The organism is Pyrobaculum sp., assembly GCF_049971835.1.
In the GTDB taxonomy this organism is placed as follows: Archaea; Thermoproteota; Thermoprotei; order Thermoproteales; family Thermoproteaceae; genus Pyrobaculum.
The window spans coordinates 1-18,251 of sequence record NZ_JBMFKV010000023.1; the positions used below are offsets into that span (position 1 = coordinate 1).

Below are 18,251 nucleotides of genomic sequence, written 5' to 3' on the forward strand. Positions count from 1 at the left end.
GCGGGACCTTCGACGCCGACGTGGAGGTCTGGGTGGAGGCAGACGCGGTTAGGGGCGGCGACACGTGGCGCGTCTCGAAGCCGGGCCACCCCAAGGAGTTCCTCTACCACAAGGGGAGGATGTCCTTCACCCCCGAGGCCAACGTGGGCTACCTGCTCATCGGCAACTACTCCATCAAGATCCCGCTGAGCGACATCTACAGCTACGCCGGGAAGACGGTGGACGGAGTGGGCTACTTCATAGCCCCGTGGTTCGACGTGCGCGGCGCGAAGTACCGCGTCTACTACATCAAGGTGAAGATCGGGGCGCCGCTGAACAAAGAGAAGAGGCACGAGTACTACGTGACGAGGCTCCTCCTCAACGGCACATACTACACCAAGCTGGCGGACCGGCTGGACTACGTCAAGACTGCGCTGTGGGCTCTGGCGTACCACGACTTGAACAAGACGTCGGCGCCCGCCGCCTACAGGCCCGAGTTCGTCCTCCACGGGGCGTACACCGAGGTGGGGGCCGGGAGGTTCAGCTGGGTGATGCTCGCAAGCTACCTCCACGTTATGTACCAGTACGCCCTCTCCGACCTCCTGCTGTACAACGCCTCCTACACGCCGGTGTACAGCGGCGCGCCGTCCACACACCAGCCGCTGGCCGGCGATGTGTACCGCGTTATCTAAGCCCCTAGGTGCGGCGCGCTTTCTTGTATTTTTCGTTTTTAGGAATATGTCCATTTTAATATCTATGTAGCTTATTTATGTAAATATAATAAATATAAAATAAATTTACATACAAAAGCAGTAAATATACGTTGCGAGGCAATGGAGGTAATATTTTAAAAACGTGTCTTTACTAATCGCCATGATAGATATAATAATCCTCTCAGCCGCCCTCTTTTTCGGAATCCTAACAGTATACTCCCGCGACAACGTCTACTCCGCCACGAGCCTCGCCGCCTCGGCGGGCGCCGTAGGCGCCTACTACGCCTACCTAGCCCAGTTCGCCCCCGCCTTCCTAATCTTCGTCATATACATAGGCGCCGTCATGCTCCTCGTCATAATCACCGCCGCCATGTACGGAGGAGCCCAGAGATGGGGCGGCCGCTACCTCCTCGCCGCCACCCTCTTCACCCTAGCCTCGGCCGCCCTCGGCGTACTGGCCACGGCCGCCCCGCAGAGGGCGCCCCCCTCCGCCCAGCCTCCTGACCTTCTAAACGCCGTGGTTATGCTGGTAGGCGTCGCCGCCGTCTCTCTCGTAGTGGCCATCGAGACGGGGAGGAGGACATGACCCCCGCAGTGGCGGTAGGCGTGGTGCTGATACTCCTCGGCCTCTACAGCATAGCCGTGACCCGAAACTTGGTGAGGCTACTCATCTCCCTTGAGCTGGTGACGGTAGGCGCCTTCGCCGCCCTGGCGCCGGCCTCGGCGGTGGACCCAACCCTGGTCTTCTACGGCGTCTTGATACTAGTAATGATCTCCGTCTCCGAGGCATCTATACTAGCCGCCTTGATATACCGCAACTACACCATGACAAAGGAAACAGACATGTCCACGATGACCAGGGGGAGGGAGACATGATCACCCTAGCCACAGTCCTAATACCAATGGCCCTCTCCCTAGCCGCCTACGCCGCCGCAAAGAAGTCGCCATACACGGCGGGCTACATATCGGCGCTGGCGCTGATACCCCTACTAGTCGTCTCCGCCTACTCGGCGTTCGGCGGCGTCGACATCACGGAGGCGACCTTCAAGGGCTTTGATATATTGGCGTTCCGCATAACCCCCTTCAACGGACTCTTCGCCTTCACAGTAGCCCTCGTAGGCATCCTCGTCGCTATATACTCACCGCCGTACATGGAACACCGGAGCCAAGAGGTGGGCAGAGATACCTCCCTATTCTACCTCACATACGGCTTCTTCCTAGGCGGACTCGCCGGCGCCTTCGTAGCCGCCAACCTCATCATGGTGTACGTATTCATAGAAATAGCCCTCATAGCCTCCCTCTTCCAGGTACTGTACTACGGATACGGAGACCGCGTAAGGATTACAGTTATGTACCTCGTCTGGTCCCACGTCGGCGCGTTCCTCGTCCTAGCCGGCTTCCTCCTCCTCTACCAAAGAGGAGTCTACTACGTACCACTCCTCACAGACGCCAAACCCATAGGCGCCGACGCAACCGCCTTCCTCCTAATACTAGTCGGCTCCCTAATCAAGATGGCGGCCCTCGGCGTTCACATGTGGCTCCCCTACGTCCACGCAGAGGCCCCCACGCCGCTGTCCGCCCTCCTGTCGCCCGTCCTAGTGGGCATAGGGGGGTATTTAATAGCGGCCACGGCGATGTACGCCCTGCCAAACGCCGAGTGGGCCCGGTGGCTCGTCTACTACGCCATAGCCACAGCCATATACGGCGGCCTAATGGCGTATCTACAGAAAGACGTGAAGAGGCTCTTCGCCTACTCAACCGTGTCGCAGATGGGCTATCTACTCCTCGGCGTGGCCCTCTTCAACCCCCACGGCTACACCGCGGCGGCGCTTTTCTACCTAAGCCACGGCCTAGGCAAGGCCGTCCTATTCATGACCGCCGGCTACTTCATAATGCACCTCCACACCCGCGACATTGAGAAAATGGGCGGGCTCTACGGCTGGCGCCCCGAGCTGGCGGGAGCCGCCGTGGTGGGGTTCCTCAACCTGGCGGGCATCCTGAGCGTGGGTATGGTGTCGGAGATAGTGCTCACGGTAGCCTACGCGAAGTACTTCGGCACGCACTACCTCTACTACATACCCTACGCAGCTGTCCTCCTGGTGACCGGCATCTACGCCTTCAACACCATCCGCGTGATGTTCTTCGGCCCCCACAAGAGAGAGGACAAGGGCCCCGTCGACTTAGCCCTGCTGGCCATAGTCGCGACGGCCTTCATATCGCTTCTGCTCTTTCTACCACCCCTCTCCAGCGCACTCGCAGACAACGTATATAAAACTATAGAGGTGGCTAGGCTATGGAAGTAGTACTCCTCACTATTTTCCTGCCGTTTATTACGTCAATAGCCTCGCTGTTCAGCGCTTCGGAGAAGTTCAAGGCGTGGGTCGTCACATTGGGGACGTTTCTATCGGCGCTACTCGCCACCTACATATACCTCACCGTGTCCGCGCCGCCGCCCGACAAGCCAATTATCTACGGCTTTCCGTGGATCCAAGCCGTCGGCGCCGGCGTCGAGGTGAGGCTGAGCAACTTCAGCCTGCCGATGGGAGTCCTCGTGGCGTGGCTAATCGCCGCCATTTCGCTGTACTCCGTCAAGTACATGGAGGGAGACTACAGGCCTGGCTGGTACTGGTTCTTCTTCGGCTTCTTCGCCACCTCCATGCTCATAATTGTCTACGCGGAGAACCTCTGGTTCCTCCTGGCTGGGTGGGAGGGCGTCGGCCTCGCCTCGTGGGCTCTCATCGGCCACTGGTACCGCGACGAGTACGACAAGTGGGTTGGCAAAGAGGAAAGGGTGGCGGGGGTGCCCTACTGGTGGACTCCAAGCAAGGCCGGCCTGCGCGCCATCCTCACGGTGCGCTTCGGCGACGCCTTCTTCCTAGTAGCCATCGCCCTGTTCTACGCGCTGGTGGGGACGGTGTCTCTCTCAAAGCTGAGCGGCTCCGAGGCGTTGAGGGCTCTGGGCGTGGTGCCGCTTCTGTTCTTCGCCATGGGGCCGTTCACCAAGAGCGCCCAGTTCCCGTTCCACGAGTGGCTTCTCACCGCGATGACCGGTCCGACGAGCGTATCTGCGCTGATACACGCGGCGACGATGGTTAAGGCTGGGGTTTACGTGTTGATTGTCACAACGCCGATTTTCCTCCTGGTGAAGGGCGCCGAGCTGTATTTCTGGGTGGTTACTGTCGTAGGCGTCGTGACGGCTCTGGCAGCGACACTCATCGCGCTGACCGCTATGGAGTTCAAGCTTGTCCTCGCTGGCTCCACGGCGGCTAACCTCGGCATCATCGCGGCGGCGGCCGGGGCGGCTGGGTTGCTCGGTCTGCACGAGGAGCATCTGCTCGGTGCGTTGCTCTTCTTTGCTTTTCTCCACATCGTGGGGCACGCGGTGTCTAAGGCCAGCCTCTTCATGGGCTTCGGCGCGGTGATACACGAGGCGGGCACTAGGTTCATTGGGGAGGTGGGGAGGCTGGCGAGGCATATGAAGATCACCGCGGCGGCTATGGCGCTGTCTATGCTTAGCCTTGTGGGCATCCCGCCCTTTGTCGGCTACATCACCAAGGATCTTGCCTTGGAAAACGTGTTTGAGGCTGGGCATGTGTACCACGTGGAGTGGCTGGCGCCTGTGCTGTACGTATTGTTGTTCATAACGCCGATCTACGGCCTGCGGCTCATCGGCTTGACGTTTGTCCACGGGAGGGAGCCGGAGGAGGTGCACGAGGCGCCTGTGTTGATGTGGCTTCCCTACACGGCGCTGGCCGTGGCCACTGTGGCGCTGGGCGCGTACTTCGCCGCGGCTGTGAAGTTCCCCTTAACCGAGGCGCTTGTGGCGGTGTTGGCCGGGTTCTTGACGGGGTTTGTGCTGTATATATGGCTCCCCGGCTTCCGCTCGGAGACTCTAAAGCCTCTGTGGGAGGCGCTGTACCGCAGGTTCTATCTGCCTATTCTATACGACGGGGTGCTTCCACTGCTGTACATATGGCTCGCCAAGTTTATCTATGTGGTGTTTGACAGGGGGCTTTTTGACGGGCTTTATCACAACGTGTTGCCGGGGCTGTTCGGGGCCGTGTCGAATTGGGCTAGGAGGCTGGCCACCGGCTATATCAGCATGTACGTGTTCTACGCTGTTGTAGGGGTGTTCGTAATTCTTCTACTGCTGGTGTTGCTATGATCGCCTACTTCGCCTATCTAGTCTTGGCGTTGTCTCTGGCGGCGCCGCTGTTGGTGAGGGTAGATGGGCGGTACGTGGCGGTGGCCACGTCTCTGGCGCTTGTGGCCCTCACCGCGGCGGCCGGCACGCCGGTGGGGGTTTTGGTAGCGCTGGTAGCGCTGGCGCTTGCCCTCGACTGGAGGGTGGGGTCTTTTGGTCTCGCCCTTTCATTTGCGGCGGTGGCGGCGGCTCTGGCGGTGTATGTGTACTACGCCGCGCAGCCGGTGGTGTATGGGCTCATAGCGTTGGCTCTGGCTACTGCGGCGGTATACGGCCTCTTGGCTATGACCAGAGGGAGAGAGAACGTGGAGGGGGCTGTGAAGTACCTTGTGTTCTCCGGGGTGGGGAAGGTGCTCATCGTCGTGGGTTACTTTGCGGCGGTGGCTGGGTGGCCGTGGGGGCTGTACTTGGCGGTGCTGGGCTTTATGTTTGAGCTGGGTATTGCGCCTTTCCACGCGTGGGTTGTAGACGCCTACGCCCTGGGGTCGCCGGGCGGCGCGGCGTCGCTCGCCGCGTTTAGCAAGGTGACCGCCCTCTTCGTTCTCTTGGCGATTTTCAAGAGCTTGAAGGCGCCTGGCGAGGTGGGGCTTGTGGCGCTGGTGGTGGCGCTTGTCTCCATGCTCGTCGCCAACGTGGCTGGGCTCACGGCGAAGACGCTGGGCAGGGTTATGGCCTACTCCTCCATCGCCCACATGTCGTACGCCCTCGCGGCCGTGTCCTTGGTGTGGTGGCTCGGGGAACCCGAAAAGCGGCCTAGCCTATTCGGCGCGCCGGTGTCGGCCGCCGATTTGGCGATCCTCGTGGTTGTGCTTGAGGGGCTTGCGTCGGGGCTGGCTAAGGCAGGGGTTTTCGGCTACTTGCGGGCCGCTTTTTCCGACCTACTCCCGCCGAGGAGGAGCGTGTTAAATGTGTTGAACGTGTTTTCTCTATTAGGGTTGCCGCCTCTTCTTGGCTTCTGGCCAAAGCTCCTCCTGGTGCTACTAATCTTGTCGTATCCAAATGTCCAGCTGGCTGTGTTTCTAGTTGCGTGGGTTGTCGTCAACAGCGCGTTGGCGACGCCCTACTACCTCAGAGCAATTAGGTGGCTTATGGAGGCGCCGGGGCCAGTGGGGGACAACGTGACGTCTTCCTACACGGCGTTTGCGGCGATTGCGCTGGGGGTGGCTGTGCCCCTAGTGGCTTACCTACTCCTATAGCATCTTTACTTGTTAGGTTTTTATAGGGGGACTGTCTTGTGGGTGTGCCGGTTGAGCGCACCCTGGTCATTTTAAAGCCCGACGCCGTGGCGCGCGGGCTGGTGGGGGAGATCATCTCGAGGTTTGAGAGGGCTGGCCTTAGGATTGTAGCTATGAAGATGGTGAGGGCCTCTCCGGAGGAGGTGGAGAGGTTTTACCCCTCGTCGGAGGAGTGGTTTCGGTCTGCTGGCTCCAAGCTTTTGAGGGCTTATCAAGAGCTGGGGATTGACCCGGTCTCTCGGCTGGGCACCGGTGACCCGGTTGAGGTTGGGCGTGTGATTAAGCGTAGCTTGGTTAGGTACATGACCTCGGGTCCTATTGTGGTGATGGTTTTGAAGGGGAATAGGGCTGTGGAGGTGGTGAGGAAGCTCGTGGGGCCGACGGCGCCGCACTCGGCGCCCCCGGGGACCATAAGGGGCGACTTCTCGATTGACTCGCCCGACTTAGCGGCTGAGGAGGGCAGGGTTGTGTACAACCTGGTGCACGCCTCCGACAGCCGGGAGGAGGCTGAGAGGGAGATAAGGTTTTGGTTCAGAGGGGGTGAGGTTTTAGACTAGTTGCAGTCTGTAGGCTAGGAGAGTGAACACGGCTTGTGGAATTTTTCTACGTCTGTAATAGACGGGCACCACGGCGATTACCGGCCCAGTTAATGACCTATCGAGTACTCTTATAGTTATTTTTTTGTCGCAGGCCACCCCCTCCAACACGCCGTCTCTCACCTCGCCCTCTATGACTTGGTCTAGGTGGTCTAGTAGGTATTTGTCTATGTTAATTTTGGAGATGTTGAGGAGGGCCGTTCCGTGTCTGGTTTTTATGTAGGTGGCTTTGAAGGGGGGCTCTGCGTCTGTGGGGAGTTCGGCGAGCTTTATCCCTAGGAGCCCGCAGCGGGGTGGGGCTGTGGCTATGTAGTAGAGGCCTGGGGCTGGGCCTCTGGCGATGGCGATTACCTCCATTGGCTTCTTGTTTCTAGGCTTTTTTAAGGGATAAGCGTGGTTCACGACGTTTTTTACGTGGTGAACGTTGGTTCACCGCGTGGAACCTGGGCGGGGTGTAAATTTTTTAAATGGTTCGCGCACCCCTTACATGATATATCATTGAGGTTTTTATGTAGAAATCGAAGTGAGTTTCATGGATTAAACGATTAGAATCAGCGGGGTCCAGTGCGAAGGTGTGGAGACGACCGGCAGATCTCTGGCGTCTGTGTTTGCGCGGCTGGGATACCACGTCTTTGGATATAGGCAGTACGGCTCGATTATCAAGGGTGTTTTACCAGATTAGGGTTTCTGACAGGAAGATTAGGGGTTCAGCGGCGAAGTGGCGCACCTGGCCAAACTCATTAAGGACGCGCTTAGGCACCGGGGCTTCGCGCTTGTGGACGTGCTGAGTCCATGCGTCACGTTTAATAGAGTGAATACATACGACTGGTTTAGGGCTAGGGTTTACAAGCTGGAGGAGGCCGGCCACGATCCTGGGGATTACCTCCAGGCTTATAGAAAGGCGCTGGAGTGGCCGACGCTGGACCCCGTGGGCAAGATACCCATCGGCTTGTTTTACAGGAATGAGGACATGCCGGCCTACGAGGAGGAGGTGGTGGAGTTGCTGGGCGGGAGGGCGCCTATAGAGGCGGATCTCCAGCCCGGCGCCGAGGCCGTCGCCGCGCTACTGAAGGGGTAGCTCCGGCGTCTCCACAGGCTCTGGGGAGTGCTCTACTTTTATCCTTCTGCTGTCTACATACAGCACGTAGTCGTATTCGGAGGGGTTCGGCGGCGCTGTGTATATGTCCACCCAAACGGCGTTGTGGCTCCTAAATCTTCTATAGGCGCGGGGTACCAGCTCGGCGTCTAGCGTGATGACGTATCTCGACAGTAGCTTCTCGGCGTAGTGCTCCAGCCTCCTGTGTTCATATATGGAGACCAGCTTCGGCTTGGCTTTTTTGAAGTAGGTCCACTGGTATGGTCTGTGGACGTAGGCGATGGAGTTGGGGGCGTCTACCACCATAGCCGAGATTCTCTGGTAGGGGCCGTAGAGGGCTATCTGCGTGCCGAGAGGCACCTCTCTTATTATATTAGCAAGCAAGCCGGGCGGCGGGATCCTCCTCTCCTCTAGGGTGGGCGTCTGCTCGTCTGTTAGCAAGACGGGGCCGCTGGGGAGTATGGCCATGTAGTAAACCGGCGTCGTTACGCCGACGCCGCGGGCTTTTCTTATCTCAACTCTTCTAATCGTGGCGTGGCTTGTATATTTTGCAGTAAGCCTTATAATGACGTCTGCAATGTCCCCCATTGGGTTGTACCTAGCTTCTATGCCGACTATTGTGCGTATACCCATCTTCACAAAGGCGTCTGCAGTCGCCCGGTCGAATACTATGGCCTCCACCCCGTCGACGATAAAGACGTCGGCTTTTTCTCTATAGGCTAAGTCGATTACCTGGTTGAAGAGAGTCTCCTTGTACTGGGGGACGTATGGGTAGTCGAAAACAGAGATCTGTCTGGGGTCCCACCCGAAGCTAGTCCACGTGTTGTGGAGAGACTCCTTCCCCTCGTTAAAGGAAACCCAGACCACCTTTAGCCCCTCCTTCGCCAGCTCAAAGGCGGCTCTGGAGACCAGCACCGTCTTCCCTGCGCCGCTGGGGCCGTAGACGAAAGACACCCTCTCGTCAAAAAGCCGCTTCAGCTCCACGTCTCACACTTAAAACTACTATTTATGCTTTGCGTTTTCAGAAGTATTGCATGTTTAAAAGTGGATGAGTAGTACGCGGCGGTGTCCAGCGTGTCGGTGATCTTGCCTACCTACAACGAGGCGGAGAACCTCCCAGAGCTTGTGGAGAGGCTGGACAAGGCGCTGGGCGGCGGCTACGAGGTGGTGGTGGTGGACGACAACAGCCCCGACGGCACGGCGGAGGTGGCCAGGAGGCTGGCGGCGCGCTTCCCGGTCCGCGTAGTTGTGAGGGAGGGGCGGAGGGGGCTGTCCAGCGCGGTTGTCGAGGGGGCCCGGGCCGCCTCCGGCGATGTGGTTGTCGTCATGGACGCGGATCTCCAGCACCCCCCGGAGCTTGTCCCCAGGCTCGTGGAGGCGGCTAGGCGGGGCTGTCTGGCTGTGGCTTCTAGATACGTCCAGGGGGGCCGGGTGGCCGGCTGGCCTCTCGCGAGGAGGGTGACGTCGAGGGGGGCCGTCCTCCTGGCGAGGCTTCTGCTACGCGAGGCGAGGGGGGTCAAGGACCCCGTCTCGGGCTTCTTCGCCTACAGGAGAGACTGCGTGGCCGGGGTCAAGCCGACGGGCCTCTACAAAATTCTGCTAGACGTCTTGGTGCAGTGCAAGCCGGGTTGCGTCGAGGAGATCCCCTTCGTCTTCGGCCAGAGGACGCGGGGCCGTTCTAAGCTGGGGAGGCGGCACATAGTAGACTTCGTGAGGCAGGTCCTCGTGCTGTCGAGGTGGAGGCCTTTGAAATTCGCCGCAGTGGGGGCCACAGGCGTGGGAGTCGCCTGGGCTGTCTTGTATCTATTAGGCTGGCTACCCACCGTGTTCTCCACAGCCGCGGCAATTGAGGTCAGCCTGACCACCAACTACCTACTAAACCGCATGTGGACCTTTGCCGACCGCGGCACCCCGTTTTTAAGCGGGTGGGCTAAATACCACGCCGCCACGGCGGTAGGCAACTTGACAAACTACCTAGTGACAAACCTCCTGAGCCTTCTGGGCGTGTTGGTGTACTTGGCGTATTTGGCAGGTGTGGTGAGTGGATACGCTACTAATTACATATTTTCCGAGCTTGAGGTGTTCAAATAATATAAATACACAGGTGTGGGGCGGTCTGTGAAAGTTCTGCTAATGGGCTGTGGGCACATTGGAAGCTATATCTACGAGGCGCTCTCGCCTAGGCACGAGGTGGTGGCGGTGGACAAGGGCGGCGCGTGCCCCAAGGCGCTTGCCCAAGACGCCTTGGAGGTAGCGGTGGGGGGATACGACCTTGTTATCAACGCCTTGCCGGGCAACGTGTCTTACAAAGCGTCGAGGAGGGCGCTGGAGGCTGGGGTCGACGTGGTCGACGTCTCTTTCTACGCCGAGGACCCCCTCGCTCTGGACGAGGTTGCTAGGAGGGCGGGGGCTCGCTACATTCCAGACGCCGGCGTCGCCCCGGGGCTGAGCAACGTGTTGGCCGGGAGGATTGTGGCTGATCTGGGCCGCGTGGACGAGCTGGGGATATACGTGGGGGGGATTCCGGAGCGGCCCGTGGGGCCCCTGGGCTACTCAATTACGTGGAGCCCCACCGATCTCATCGAGGAGTACACAAGGCCGGCTAGGGTCAAGAGGGGGGGCCAGGTGGCGGCTGTTGACCCTCTGAGTGATGTGGAGTTGGTGCACTCGCCGCTGGGGTTGCTTGAGGCTTTCTACACAGACGGCCTCCGCACGCTCCTCAAGACGCTGGACGTGCCGAATATGTACGAGAAGACGCTGAGGTGGCCCGGTCACCTGGAGAAGATCAAGCTCCTCAGGGACCTGGGCTTTATGTCTGAGGAGGGGGACCCCCAGCCCCGCCTCGTGACGGCCAGGCTTCTCGCCAGGCTGAAGTTCGACGTGAGGGACGTGGTGTATATGAGGGTCGTGGGGGCGAGGGGCGAGAGGAAGATCCAGTACGAGGTGTTGGCGAGGCCGCGGGAGAGGTGGACGGCGATGCAGATCGCCACGGGTAGCGTCGCCGTTGGGATGATATACGTCGTGAAGGATCTCGAGCCCGGCGTCACGCCGCCTGAGTACATCGGGATGTCTAATAGGCTATTCCCGAGGCTCATCGCCACGCTGAAGCAACAGGGCGTGGAGATCGTCCAAGAGGTGGTGGAGAGGAGGGCGTTATGAGCGGCGTGCCAGACCACCTGAGGAGGCCCGTCAGGGGGATGCGGGACTGGCTCCCCCCGCAGTTCTACGCGCTGAGGCGCATGGAGGAGGTTCTGGGGGCGGTGGCCGAGTCCTTCGGCTACAGGAGGGTGGAGACGCCGGTGGTGGAGCACTTCGAGGTGTTGGCAAAGAAGGCGGGGGAGGAGGTAGTCAAGGAGATCTACTACTTCAGGGACAAGGCGGGGAGGGAGCTGGGGCTGAGGTTCGACATGACTGTCCCCGTGGCGCGGGTGCTCTCCTACAACCTAGACCTCCCGAGGCCCGTCCGGTGGTACTACTTCACCAAGGTGTTTAGATACGACGAGCCTCAGCACGGGAGGTACCGGGAGTTTTACCAGTTTGGGGTGGAGCTGATAGGCTCCCCCAGCCCCAGGGCCGACGCCGAGGTGGTGCAGGTGCTGGCGGCGTCGCTGGAGGCGGCCGGCGCCTCTAACTACCTGGTAAAGATAAACGACCGCAGGGCTGTGGATAAGCTTCTGGAGAGCCTCGGAGCCGCCCAGTACAGAGACGTGGTGTACAAAGCGTTGGACAAGAAGCTCAAGCTCCCGAGGGAGGAGGTGGTGGGCATAATGACGGAGGGCGGGCTTTCTAGAGAGGTAGCGGAGGAGATATACGACGCCGCGGGGGAGCTCTCTCTAGAGGAGGCGGTGGACGTGCTGTCGAAGCTTGACCCCAAGCTGGGCGCCGCCTACGGCAAGTTTGTAAATTATCTAGAGGCGTCTGTGCCGCTGGAGAAGATGAGGTTTGACATGTCTATAGTGAGGGGGCTCGACTACTACACGGGGATCGTCTTCGAGGCCTTCGTGGGGGAGTACAGACTGGCGGTGGGCGGCGGCGGGCGGTACGACGACCTGCTGGGGCTCTACAGCGGCGTCCCGACGCCCGCCCTGGGCTTCGCCGTCGGCGTGGAGAGGTTAATGGAGGCGGTGGGCCTCCAGGCGGTTGAGAAGCCCCTGGACTACTACATATACATCTTTGACGACGACGCGTATAAATACGCCGTAGCCGTGGCCAGAAAGCTACGGGCCGGGGGCCACAGCGCGGTGGTGGAGCTTGGGGAGAAGAGTCTAAAAGACGCTTTTGAATACGCGCTGAAGACGGGGGCTAGACACCTGGTAATTATAGGCCGCAGGGAGTTGGAAAAAGGCGTGGTGAAGATAAGAGACTTGGAGAAGAGGGAGGAGGTGGAGAGGCCCCTCTCCGACTTCCTGGCCTAAAACAAGCTCCATCTCTCCACTGTTCCAAACGTGTGTTTTTCCCTGGCATATTCCCACGTCGGTGCACACGGGCTCTAGGCGTATCAACGCCTCCAGGGCGCCTTAGGTAAGGCGTATCTGCTTGGGTGTTCTACTCCACCACCCTACTAGCTAACTTCCCCTTAGGGTACCACTTGTGTGCCCCTCAGGCCTCTAAAAACTTCGTACCCCTCCTCCAGCGCCCCGATGGCCGCCCTCCTGCCGCCTCGCCTAATGAATTCGATTGCGGCGAGGACCTTCGGCCCCATCGACCCCGGCGGGAAGTGGCCCTCCGCATAATACCTCTCCAGCTCGTCGACGTGTACTATCCCCAGCCTTCGCTGGTTGGGTTTTCTGTAGTTTATGTAGACCCCGTCTACGTCGGTGAGGATGAGGAGGAGATCTGCCCCCAGCTCGGTTGCTAGGAGCGCCGCGGCGAGGTCTTTATCCACCACGCCCTCTACGCCCACTCCATTGCATGTGGGCACGCCGCCGCCCCCCGCGGCCACCACTACGTAGCCGGCGTCGGAGAGCCGCCTCACCGCCTCGAGCTCTATAATTCTCCTAGGCGTGGGTGATGGCACGACTCGGCGCCAGCCGCCTCTGGGGTCCTGCCTAAAGTGCCACCCATACCGCTTAGACAGCTCCTCCGCCTCCCTTTCGTGGTAGAGAGGTCCGATGTACTTCGTGGGGTTCTTGAAGGCGGGGTCGCCGCAGTCTACCTCTACCCTCGTCACCACGGCTACTGAACGCCCTGCGCCCAGGTACCGGTCTATGGCCGAGATCAGGAGGTAGCCCAGGAGGCCCTGGGTCGCGGCGTTGAGGGCGTCTAGCATAAAAGCCGGCTTGTCTCTCTGGAGCTCCGCGAGGAAGCCCACCTGCGGGCCGTTGCCGTGGGTCACCACCACTCTGTACCCCTCGTCTACTATTCTGCTTATGACCCTGGCCGCCGTGTCTACGTTTTTTAAGTGGGTGTCTTGGTTTATCGGCTCGCCGGGTTTGTTAAAGGCGTTTCCCCCCAGGGCCACAACCGCCTTCACCCCCTTGTCCAAATACATTTATTAATAAATCTTTAGTCTATTTGCCACTATATATGTGGAGAGGGCTGATATAAACGTGAGGAGTGACAGCATGTGCCACGGGTACTCTGGCGACTGCGTCATGAGCCACGAGAAGGCGTAGCTGAAGTGGAGGCCAAGCGCCATGTTGACTATGTTGATTATGGCGAGGGCTGAGGCTGGGTTCTCCGCCCTCCTAGACGCCGCGGCGTAGACGGAGGTGATATAGGCGTTGAAAGACATGCCGTATAGGAAGACGAGCAACGGCGTTACCCACAGCGGCGCGCCGGGAATGGCTAGGTACACCAGCGTAGAGACAAGAGGGGCCCCTAGGAGCAGCACGTGCTTCCTCCTCAACCTGTCGTACAGCCTTCCCAAAAGGCCGCCGAAGAAGCCGGACACCATGGCGGCGGAGGATATTGCCCCGGCGACGCCTTCGCTCAAGTTTCTAAACAGGTGGAGCCACGTGGCCGTTAGGTTGTTAGCCGCGTAGACGGCGCCCCAGAAGGGGAAGGAGGCCAGTCCGTAGGCGACGGCGCCGCGGCTGATGGAGGCGGGGCTTCTCAAACCCCTGCCCCTCAGCAACAGGAGGCCAAGCGCGATGGAGAGCGCCCCCGGCGCGGCGAGCGCCGCCCTCCAGCCCAGCACAGCCGCCGCGAAGCCCCAGTAGTACCCCGCAAACGCCCCGATGTTGAAAGAGGCGTTGTACCAACCAAGGGCGGACCCCACGGCGTTGGGTCTGAGAGCCACGAGGACGGCCCCCGCGGTGGAGAAGAAAAGCCCGGCGCCCACGCCCCCCAGGGCTCTGAACAGCAGGAGCCAGATCCACCCCGGGGAGAGGCTCAGCAGTATAGACGACGCGCCGAAGATAACCATGCCGAGCCCCGCCGCCTTATCGTGGCCGTATAGGGCACCTAGGTAGCTGGCTGGGATCTGCGTAACCGCAGCCCCAATTATAAAGACGGCAGGCAGTAGGCCGGCCTGGGACGGGTCTACCTCTAAATCCCGCAGAATCGCCGGCAGGACAGGTGCTGTGAAGAACCACATAAGTGAATACACGGCCCTCGACAAGAGGACCAATGCGAAGAGGTTCATATCAGCACTCGAGCAATTACGTCACCGGTCAATGCCGGGGTTGGCTCATCACAGTCATAGAAAGCATACACATCTGAAACGTACCTCCGATATAGATATAAGTACATAGCATCTAGTAAACTCCACTGTTTTGATTTTATCACCAAGTTCCCCAATAGGGTACCCATAGCTAGGTTTTACATTGTTAGTTTTTTAAATTAACTACTTAATACTATGTTAAAAATGAGTTAGTTTTGATTGTATCAAGTCTTTTTTCTGCGCTTTAATGCGTAGATGCCAACTGCCACCACTGACGCGACAATGCCAGCGGCAATGGCGCCTAGCGTTGTGTATGTAAGGCGGGTTCCTCCTATGTCGACACCAGCCGTACCCGGCACAACTATCTCTACATTCTTAGCCTCTCCGGAGCTCAACACCACCTCTTGAACCACCTCTTTACCCAGAGCACGTACTCTAACTTGGTACTTGTCTGCTAACAACTCCAGATTAATTGGCGGCTTGGTATAGGTTTCTCCATTTACGAAGACCAACTCCACATACTTATCTAGAGGCTTTCTCTCATCATCAAGCACCGTCACGTTAATAACGGCAGTAGGAACCTTAACAACCCCCACAATCTCTTGACCAGCTTGCACATTAATCGTTTCGCTAAACTCCCTATTAAAAGCCCTGGCCTTAACGGTATACGAGCCAGAGATAGCCTCCACAGGCCCCACCGTCCCCTTACCTGAGGTCAGCCCCACTATCTCCACTGGCCACTCCCTAATCCTCCCAAATCCATCAACTACATTCACCGCAATTCTCCCAGTTGGCACCTTAACCACAACGGACTGGTTAGCTCCAGCGGCAACATCTACGTATTCGGTGAAGTTCTTCCCAAAAGCCACAGCTGTCACGACATACCTCCTGCCACCCAACACCTCCACCGGGCCTACAGAGCCACGCCCCTCCGCTATCCCCACAACAGCGATAGGCCAGTCTCTCTGAGCCCCAAAGCCGTCTACCACCCGCGCCGTAATTAACCCAGTAGGTATCTCAACAACTACTGTGGCGTTTTGACCGCCAACCACAGATACAGTCTTGTTAAACACAGCGCCAAACGCCGTCGACTTCACGACGTACTGACCCGCAAGCACCTCCACCGGCCCTACCACACCCACGCTGGCTCCCACTCCCACTATCTCCACCGGCCACTCCCTCTGCCTCTTAAAACCGTCAACAACCCGGGCAGATATATACGCCGTGGGCACCGCCACAGTGGCGTTTAAAACAGAGCCGGGCGTAACATATACAGTCTTGTTAAATACCCGACCAAACGCCGACACAACGACAGTATACGACTTGTTGCCCAAAACCTCCACCGGCCCGACGGCTCCCCTACCCTCGGCAACCCCCACCACAGTGACAGCCCAGTCCCTAACCCGCCCAAACCCGTCCACAGCCCTGGCTGTGATCAACGCAGTAGGTATTGCCAGTGACACCTTCAGCCCATCGCTAGCTACAAAACTCTTAGTAATCTGTGTCCCGAGGCCTTCCACCTTTGCTACATATGTCCTCCCGCCGAGAAGCTCAACGGTGACGTTCCCACGGCCACGCGCCACCACGCCCCCAGTCGAGTTTACCACCTCGATCCCCCAGTCGCGAAGTCGCCCAAACCCATCAATCCCAATTATATTCACAACGACAGGCACAGAAACCGAGGCAATTAACCATCTATGGTCATTAGTCCTATTTATAGTGCCAGCTAGGTAGATGCTATAGCCGTCATAGACAGCCTTCCATATAGGACTTATATTAGAGACATTAGCAAAAATCGTAACGTTCTTGCCTAAGGGAAGCAGATAGTTCAACTCCCTCATATTCAGTACGTCATAGTCTAGTGAATATAGTCGCTTGCCTACTACCACACTTGCCGAAGCCAGCACATTCGGTCTCTGCGCAAGCACCTCCTCCTTTGAACTGAATTTGAAAATAGCAAACGCGCCATACACATAGCTATTACCCTCACTATCAAAAACTACACCCTCCGGTATGTACCTCAATACTTCAAACCAGTTACTAAGATTTAAGTCACTTGTAAGGATTTCGATTCTGCCTACAAGTCCCTTATCAGTAATTACAAAGCCCACAGCCCATATGCGCCCAGTAACCGGGTTTATTCCGATGCCCGTCATAGAGCCTTCTGCGCGTCTAGATGTATACGTCTTGACTAACGAGAGGTTTAGGGTTCTTTTCTCTACCCGCCACCAAACACCATCCTCTTCCCCAGCTATGTAGAGATACTTGCCGTCTGTAGTCACCCTCACTGCCCTGTCCCACCCCTCTGACGGATTTGATCTCTCTAACCTAAGAAGGGTCAAGTTAATGTCAAAGATCAGAATAGCCCACTCGGCGTTGCCCGGTGTTACGTCAGAGCCCACGACGTACAACCTATCGCCGATGACTACACAATCACTCAGTTCATCTTCCCCCTTGCTGGGGTTGTATGTCCACACCTTTACTAATCTCCCGCTCTTCTTATCCCTCATCTCGATTCGCCACTCTGCGTCGCCTGGCGCCTCGTCGTATCCAACAATATACAGATATTCATCTCCGTGGCAGATGCCCAATGCGCGATCTTCCTTATTCGATGGGTTAGACTCGACGACCCAATTTAGTGAGGGCCCAAGCTGATTCTGCGGAGACGCTTGTTGTGAAAAAGCTAGCACAACCAGTAGTAGTAATAGCACGGGAACCCTTCCCATATCTCTTTGCTAATTTAACTATTTAACTTTTTCTGAGCTACAAAATCTATATATTTCATGACAACGGTTACCTCACTACATATACTGAGCTCTATTATTCTATGAGCTTTAGCGATGCGGTGAGAAAGCGTACAGAGTCCATGCAAAGGCTACCTTATCCCAGTTCCGGTGCTTGGATATATCTCGCTTTTTAAGAGTTTGCTGTTACACGTTTTAGAGTATGTACTTATTTAGTCATCTTAGCCTATCTCGGAATAGTCTTTGATTAAGGGTAGCGTGTTATATAATGTATTAACTGTTGTGCCTTGTGAGCATTGTTACGAGTATGTATAGGGGTAGTGTTGGCGACATCGTGCTTTCTCGGTGTGGGTGGGGTTAAGGTAGCTACTAAGCACCTCTACAGGCATGAAGCGAGATCTAAAGTCATTATTTTTAGTAAAGGGCGTAGAACAGTAGTTGTACTTAGTTACGACAACAATATATATAAAAACGATTTATCCAGACTGTTATGAATTTAAAGCCACAAATAATTGCTGTTGCCATAATAACTGTAATTGCTGGGACTTTTGCTGTACTTTGGTACGGGGCCTCTGTAGAAAATGGAGCCTTGAAGAGGGAGCTGGACGCGGCTAGGGGGCAGATTCAAGACCTTCAGCGTCAGCTCACTGCGAAGAGCGAGGAGTTGCAGAAAACCACGGCCCAGCTACTAGACGTCCAGAGTAAGCTCCAGACTACACAACAGCAATTAGACGAGGCTAATAGAAGACTTGAGCAGACTAGGCGCGAGCTGGAAAGCACCACAGCCCAGCTCCAAGATGTGCAAAACCGGCTGAGAGACGCCCAAGCCCAGATACAAGACCTGACACGGCAGAGGGATGAGCTGGCGAGACGTGTCGCTGAGCTACAGACTCAAGTATTGACACTGACAAAACAAAGAGAGGAGCTAGTTACGCAGATAGCAATCCTCAATACTACGCTACAGAAACTTAAGGAGAAGGTGCTAATTAGAGTTTATATAGGGGCCGCTCTGCCTTTGACTGGAGGTTTGCAGTCTTATGGTATTGGTATGAGGAATGCTGTCGAGCTGGCTGTCGAAGA

At 57.5% G+C, this 18,251-nt stretch carries 16 protein-coding genes and 1 pseudogene; 12 read left to right on the plus strand and 5 right to left on the minus strand.

Annotated features, from left to right (window positions below; translation table 11 throughout):
• From ACP5J3_RS03420 to ACP5J3_RS03450, 7 genes are all read left to right on the plus strand, one after another.
• Positions 1–671: hypothetical protein (locus ACP5J3_RS03420; protein ID WP_428494368.1), on the plus strand; the 671-nt coding region annotated here is incomplete at its 5' end.
• Between the two features lie 181 nt (positions 672–852).
• A complete protein-coding gene (locus ACP5J3_RS03425; protein WP_428494369.1) occupies positions 853–1,278 on the plus strand; it encodes a hypothetical protein in 426 nt (141 codons plus the stop codon).
• Positions 1,275–1,568 carry an NADH-quinone oxidoreductase subunit K gene (locus ACP5J3_RS03430; RefSeq protein ID WP_263246385.1) on the plus strand — a complete coding sequence of 98 codons (294 nt, stop codon included), beginning with the start codon at positions 1,275–1,277 and terminating at the stop codon, positions 1,566–1,568. The genes ACP5J3_RS03425 and ACP5J3_RS03430 overlap by 4 nt, the downstream gene beginning before the upstream one ends.
• Positions 1,565–2,995, plus strand: coding sequence for a complex I subunit 5 family protein (locus ACP5J3_RS03435; protein WP_428494370.1), 1,431 nt, complete (start codon positions 1,565–1,567; stop codon positions 2,993–2,995). The genes ACP5J3_RS03430 and ACP5J3_RS03435 overlap by 4 nt, the downstream gene beginning before the upstream one ends.
• The gene (locus tag ACP5J3_RS03440; protein ID WP_428494371.1) at positions 2,986–4,857 is read left to right on the plus strand and encodes an NADH-quinone oxidoreductase subunit L; all 1,872 of its coding nucleotides are present in this window, start codon (positions 2,986–2,988) and stop codon (positions 4,855–4,857) included. Before ACP5J3_RS03435 ends, ACP5J3_RS03440 begins: the two co-directional genes overlap by 10 nt.
• The gene (locus ACP5J3_RS03445; protein ID WP_428494372.1) at positions 4,854–6,092 is read left to right on the plus strand and encodes a proton-conducting transporter membrane subunit; all 1,239 of its coding nucleotides are present in this window, start codon (positions 4,854–4,856) and stop codon (positions 6,090–6,092) included. Before ACP5J3_RS03440 ends, ACP5J3_RS03445 begins: the two co-directional genes overlap by 4 nt.
• 44 nt (positions 6,093–6,136) lie before the next feature.
• Entirely contained in the window at positions 6,137–6,688 is a 552-nt protein-coding gene (locus tag ACP5J3_RS03450) for a nucleoside-diphosphate kinase (RefSeq protein WP_428494373.1), read from the plus strand.
• Here ACP5J3_RS03450 and ACP5J3_RS03455 read toward each other — a convergent pair.
• Complete coding sequence (locus ACP5J3_RS03455; protein WP_428494374.1) at positions 6,680–7,084, minus strand: hypothetical protein; 405 nt, start codon at positions 7,082–7,084, stop codon at positions 6,680–6,682. The genes ACP5J3_RS03450 and ACP5J3_RS03455 overlap by 9 nt on opposite strands.
• A 361-nt stretch (positions 7,085–7,445) precedes the next feature.
• Between ACP5J3_RS03455 and ACP5J3_RS03460 the strand changes: the two genes are divergently transcribed.
• Positions 7,446–7,805: a hypothetical protein gene (locus tag ACP5J3_RS03460; RefSeq protein ID WP_428494375.1), complete on the plus strand. Its 360-nt coding sequence runs from the start codon at positions 7,446–7,448 to the stop codon at positions 7,803–7,805.
• Here ACP5J3_RS03460 and ACP5J3_RS03465 read toward each other — a convergent pair.
• Complete coding sequence (locus tag ACP5J3_RS03465) at positions 7,791–8,807, minus strand: RAD55 family ATPase (protein ID WP_428494376.1); 1,017 nt, start codon at positions 8,805–8,807, stop codon at positions 7,791–7,793. The genes ACP5J3_RS03460 and ACP5J3_RS03465 overlap by 15 nt on opposite strands.
• Before the next feature lie 81 nt (positions 8,808–8,888).
• Between ACP5J3_RS03465 and ACP5J3_RS03470 the strand changes: the two genes are divergently transcribed.
• From ACP5J3_RS03470 to hisS, 3 genes are read left to right on the plus strand one after another with little or no spacing between them, the layout of a single operon-like run.
• On the plus strand, positions 8,889–9,914 hold the full coding sequence (locus ACP5J3_RS03470; RefSeq protein WP_428494377.1) for a glycosyltransferase: 1,026 nt from the start codon (positions 8,889–8,891) through the stop codon (positions 9,912–9,914).
• Between the two features lie 27 nt (positions 9,915–9,941).
• On the plus strand, positions 9,942–10,982 hold the full coding sequence (locus ACP5J3_RS03475) for a saccharopine dehydrogenase C-terminal domain-containing protein (RefSeq protein WP_428494378.1): 1,041 nt from the start codon (positions 9,942–9,944) through the stop codon (positions 10,980–10,982).
• Positions 10,979–12,238, plus strand: a complete 1,260-nt coding sequence (hisS, locus tag ACP5J3_RS03480) for a histidine--tRNA ligase (RefSeq protein ID WP_428494379.1) — start codon at positions 10,979–10,981, stop codon at positions 12,236–12,238. Before ACP5J3_RS03475 ends, hisS begins: the two co-directional genes overlap by 4 nt.
• A 161-nt stretch (positions 12,239–12,399) precedes the next feature.
• On the opposite strand, the gene ACP5J3_RS03485 is transcribed toward hisS, so the two are convergent.
• From ACP5J3_RS03485 to ACP5J3_RS03495, 3 genes are all read right to left on the minus strand, one after another.
• A complete protein-coding gene (locus tag ACP5J3_RS03485) occupies positions 12,400–13,314 on the minus strand; it encodes a carbamate kinase (RefSeq protein WP_428494380.1) in 915 nt (304 codons plus the stop codon).
• Between the two features lie 3 nt (positions 13,315–13,317).
• Positions 13,318–14,409 (minus strand): MFS transporter, encoded by a 1,092-nt coding sequence (locus ACP5J3_RS03490; RefSeq protein ID WP_428494381.1) that lies wholly within the window; start codon positions 14,407–14,409, stop codon positions 13,318–13,320.
• 242 nt (positions 14,410–14,651) lie between these two features.
• Positions 14,652–17,153 (minus strand): hypothetical protein, encoded by a 2,502-nt coding sequence (locus ACP5J3_RS03495; RefSeq protein ID WP_428494382.1) that lies wholly within the window; start codon positions 17,151–17,153, stop codon positions 14,652–14,654.
• A gap of 508 nt (positions 17,154–17,661) precedes the next feature.
• Between ACP5J3_RS03495 and ACP5J3_RS03500 the strand changes: the two are divergent.
• Positions 17,662–18,251: pseudogene (locus tag ACP5J3_RS03500) on the plus strand (hypothetical protein); the annotation flags it as partial.

Excerpts from the sequence above, each read along its gene's own strand:
- ACP5J3_RS03425 (WP_428494369.1), top strand. The coding sequence starts at position 853 with ATGATAGATATAATAATCCTCTCAGCCGCCCTCTTTTTCGGAATCCTA.
- ACP5J3_RS03430 (WP_263246385.1), top strand. The coding sequence starts at position 1,275 with ATGACCCCCGCAGTGGCGGTAGGCGTGGTGCTGATACTCCTCGGCCTC.
- ACP5J3_RS03435 (WP_428494370.1), top strand. The coding sequence starts at position 1,565 with ATGATCACCCTAGCCACAGTCCTAATACCAATGGCCCTCTCCCTAGCC.
- ACP5J3_RS03440 (WP_428494371.1), top strand. The coding sequence starts at position 2,986 with ATGGAAGTAGTACTCCTCACTATTTTCCTGCCGTTTATTACGTCAATA.
- ACP5J3_RS03445 (WP_428494372.1), top strand. The coding sequence starts at position 4,854 with ATGATCGCCTACTTCGCCTATCTAGTCTTGGCGTTGTCTCTGGCGGCG.
- ACP5J3_RS03455 (WP_428494374.1), bottom strand. The coding sequence starts at position 7,084 with ATGGAGGTAATCGCCATCGCCAGAGGCCCAGCCCCAGGCCTCTACTAC.
- hisS (WP_428494379.1), top strand. The coding sequence starts at position 10,979 with ATGAGCGGCGTGCCAGACCACCTGAGGAGGCCCGTCAGGGGGATGCGG.
- ACP5J3_RS03485 (WP_428494380.1), bottom strand. The coding sequence starts at position 13,314 with ATGTATTTGGACAAGGGGGTGAAGGCGGTTGTGGCCCTGGGGGGAAAC.
- ACP5J3_RS03490 (WP_428494381.1), bottom strand. The coding sequence starts at position 14,409 with ATGAACCTCTTCGCATTGGTCCTCTTGTCGAGGGCCGTGTATTCACTT.
- ACP5J3_RS03495 (WP_428494382.1), bottom strand. The coding sequence starts at position 17,153 with ATGGGAAGGGTTCCCGTGCTATTACTACTACTGGTTGTGCTAGCTTTT.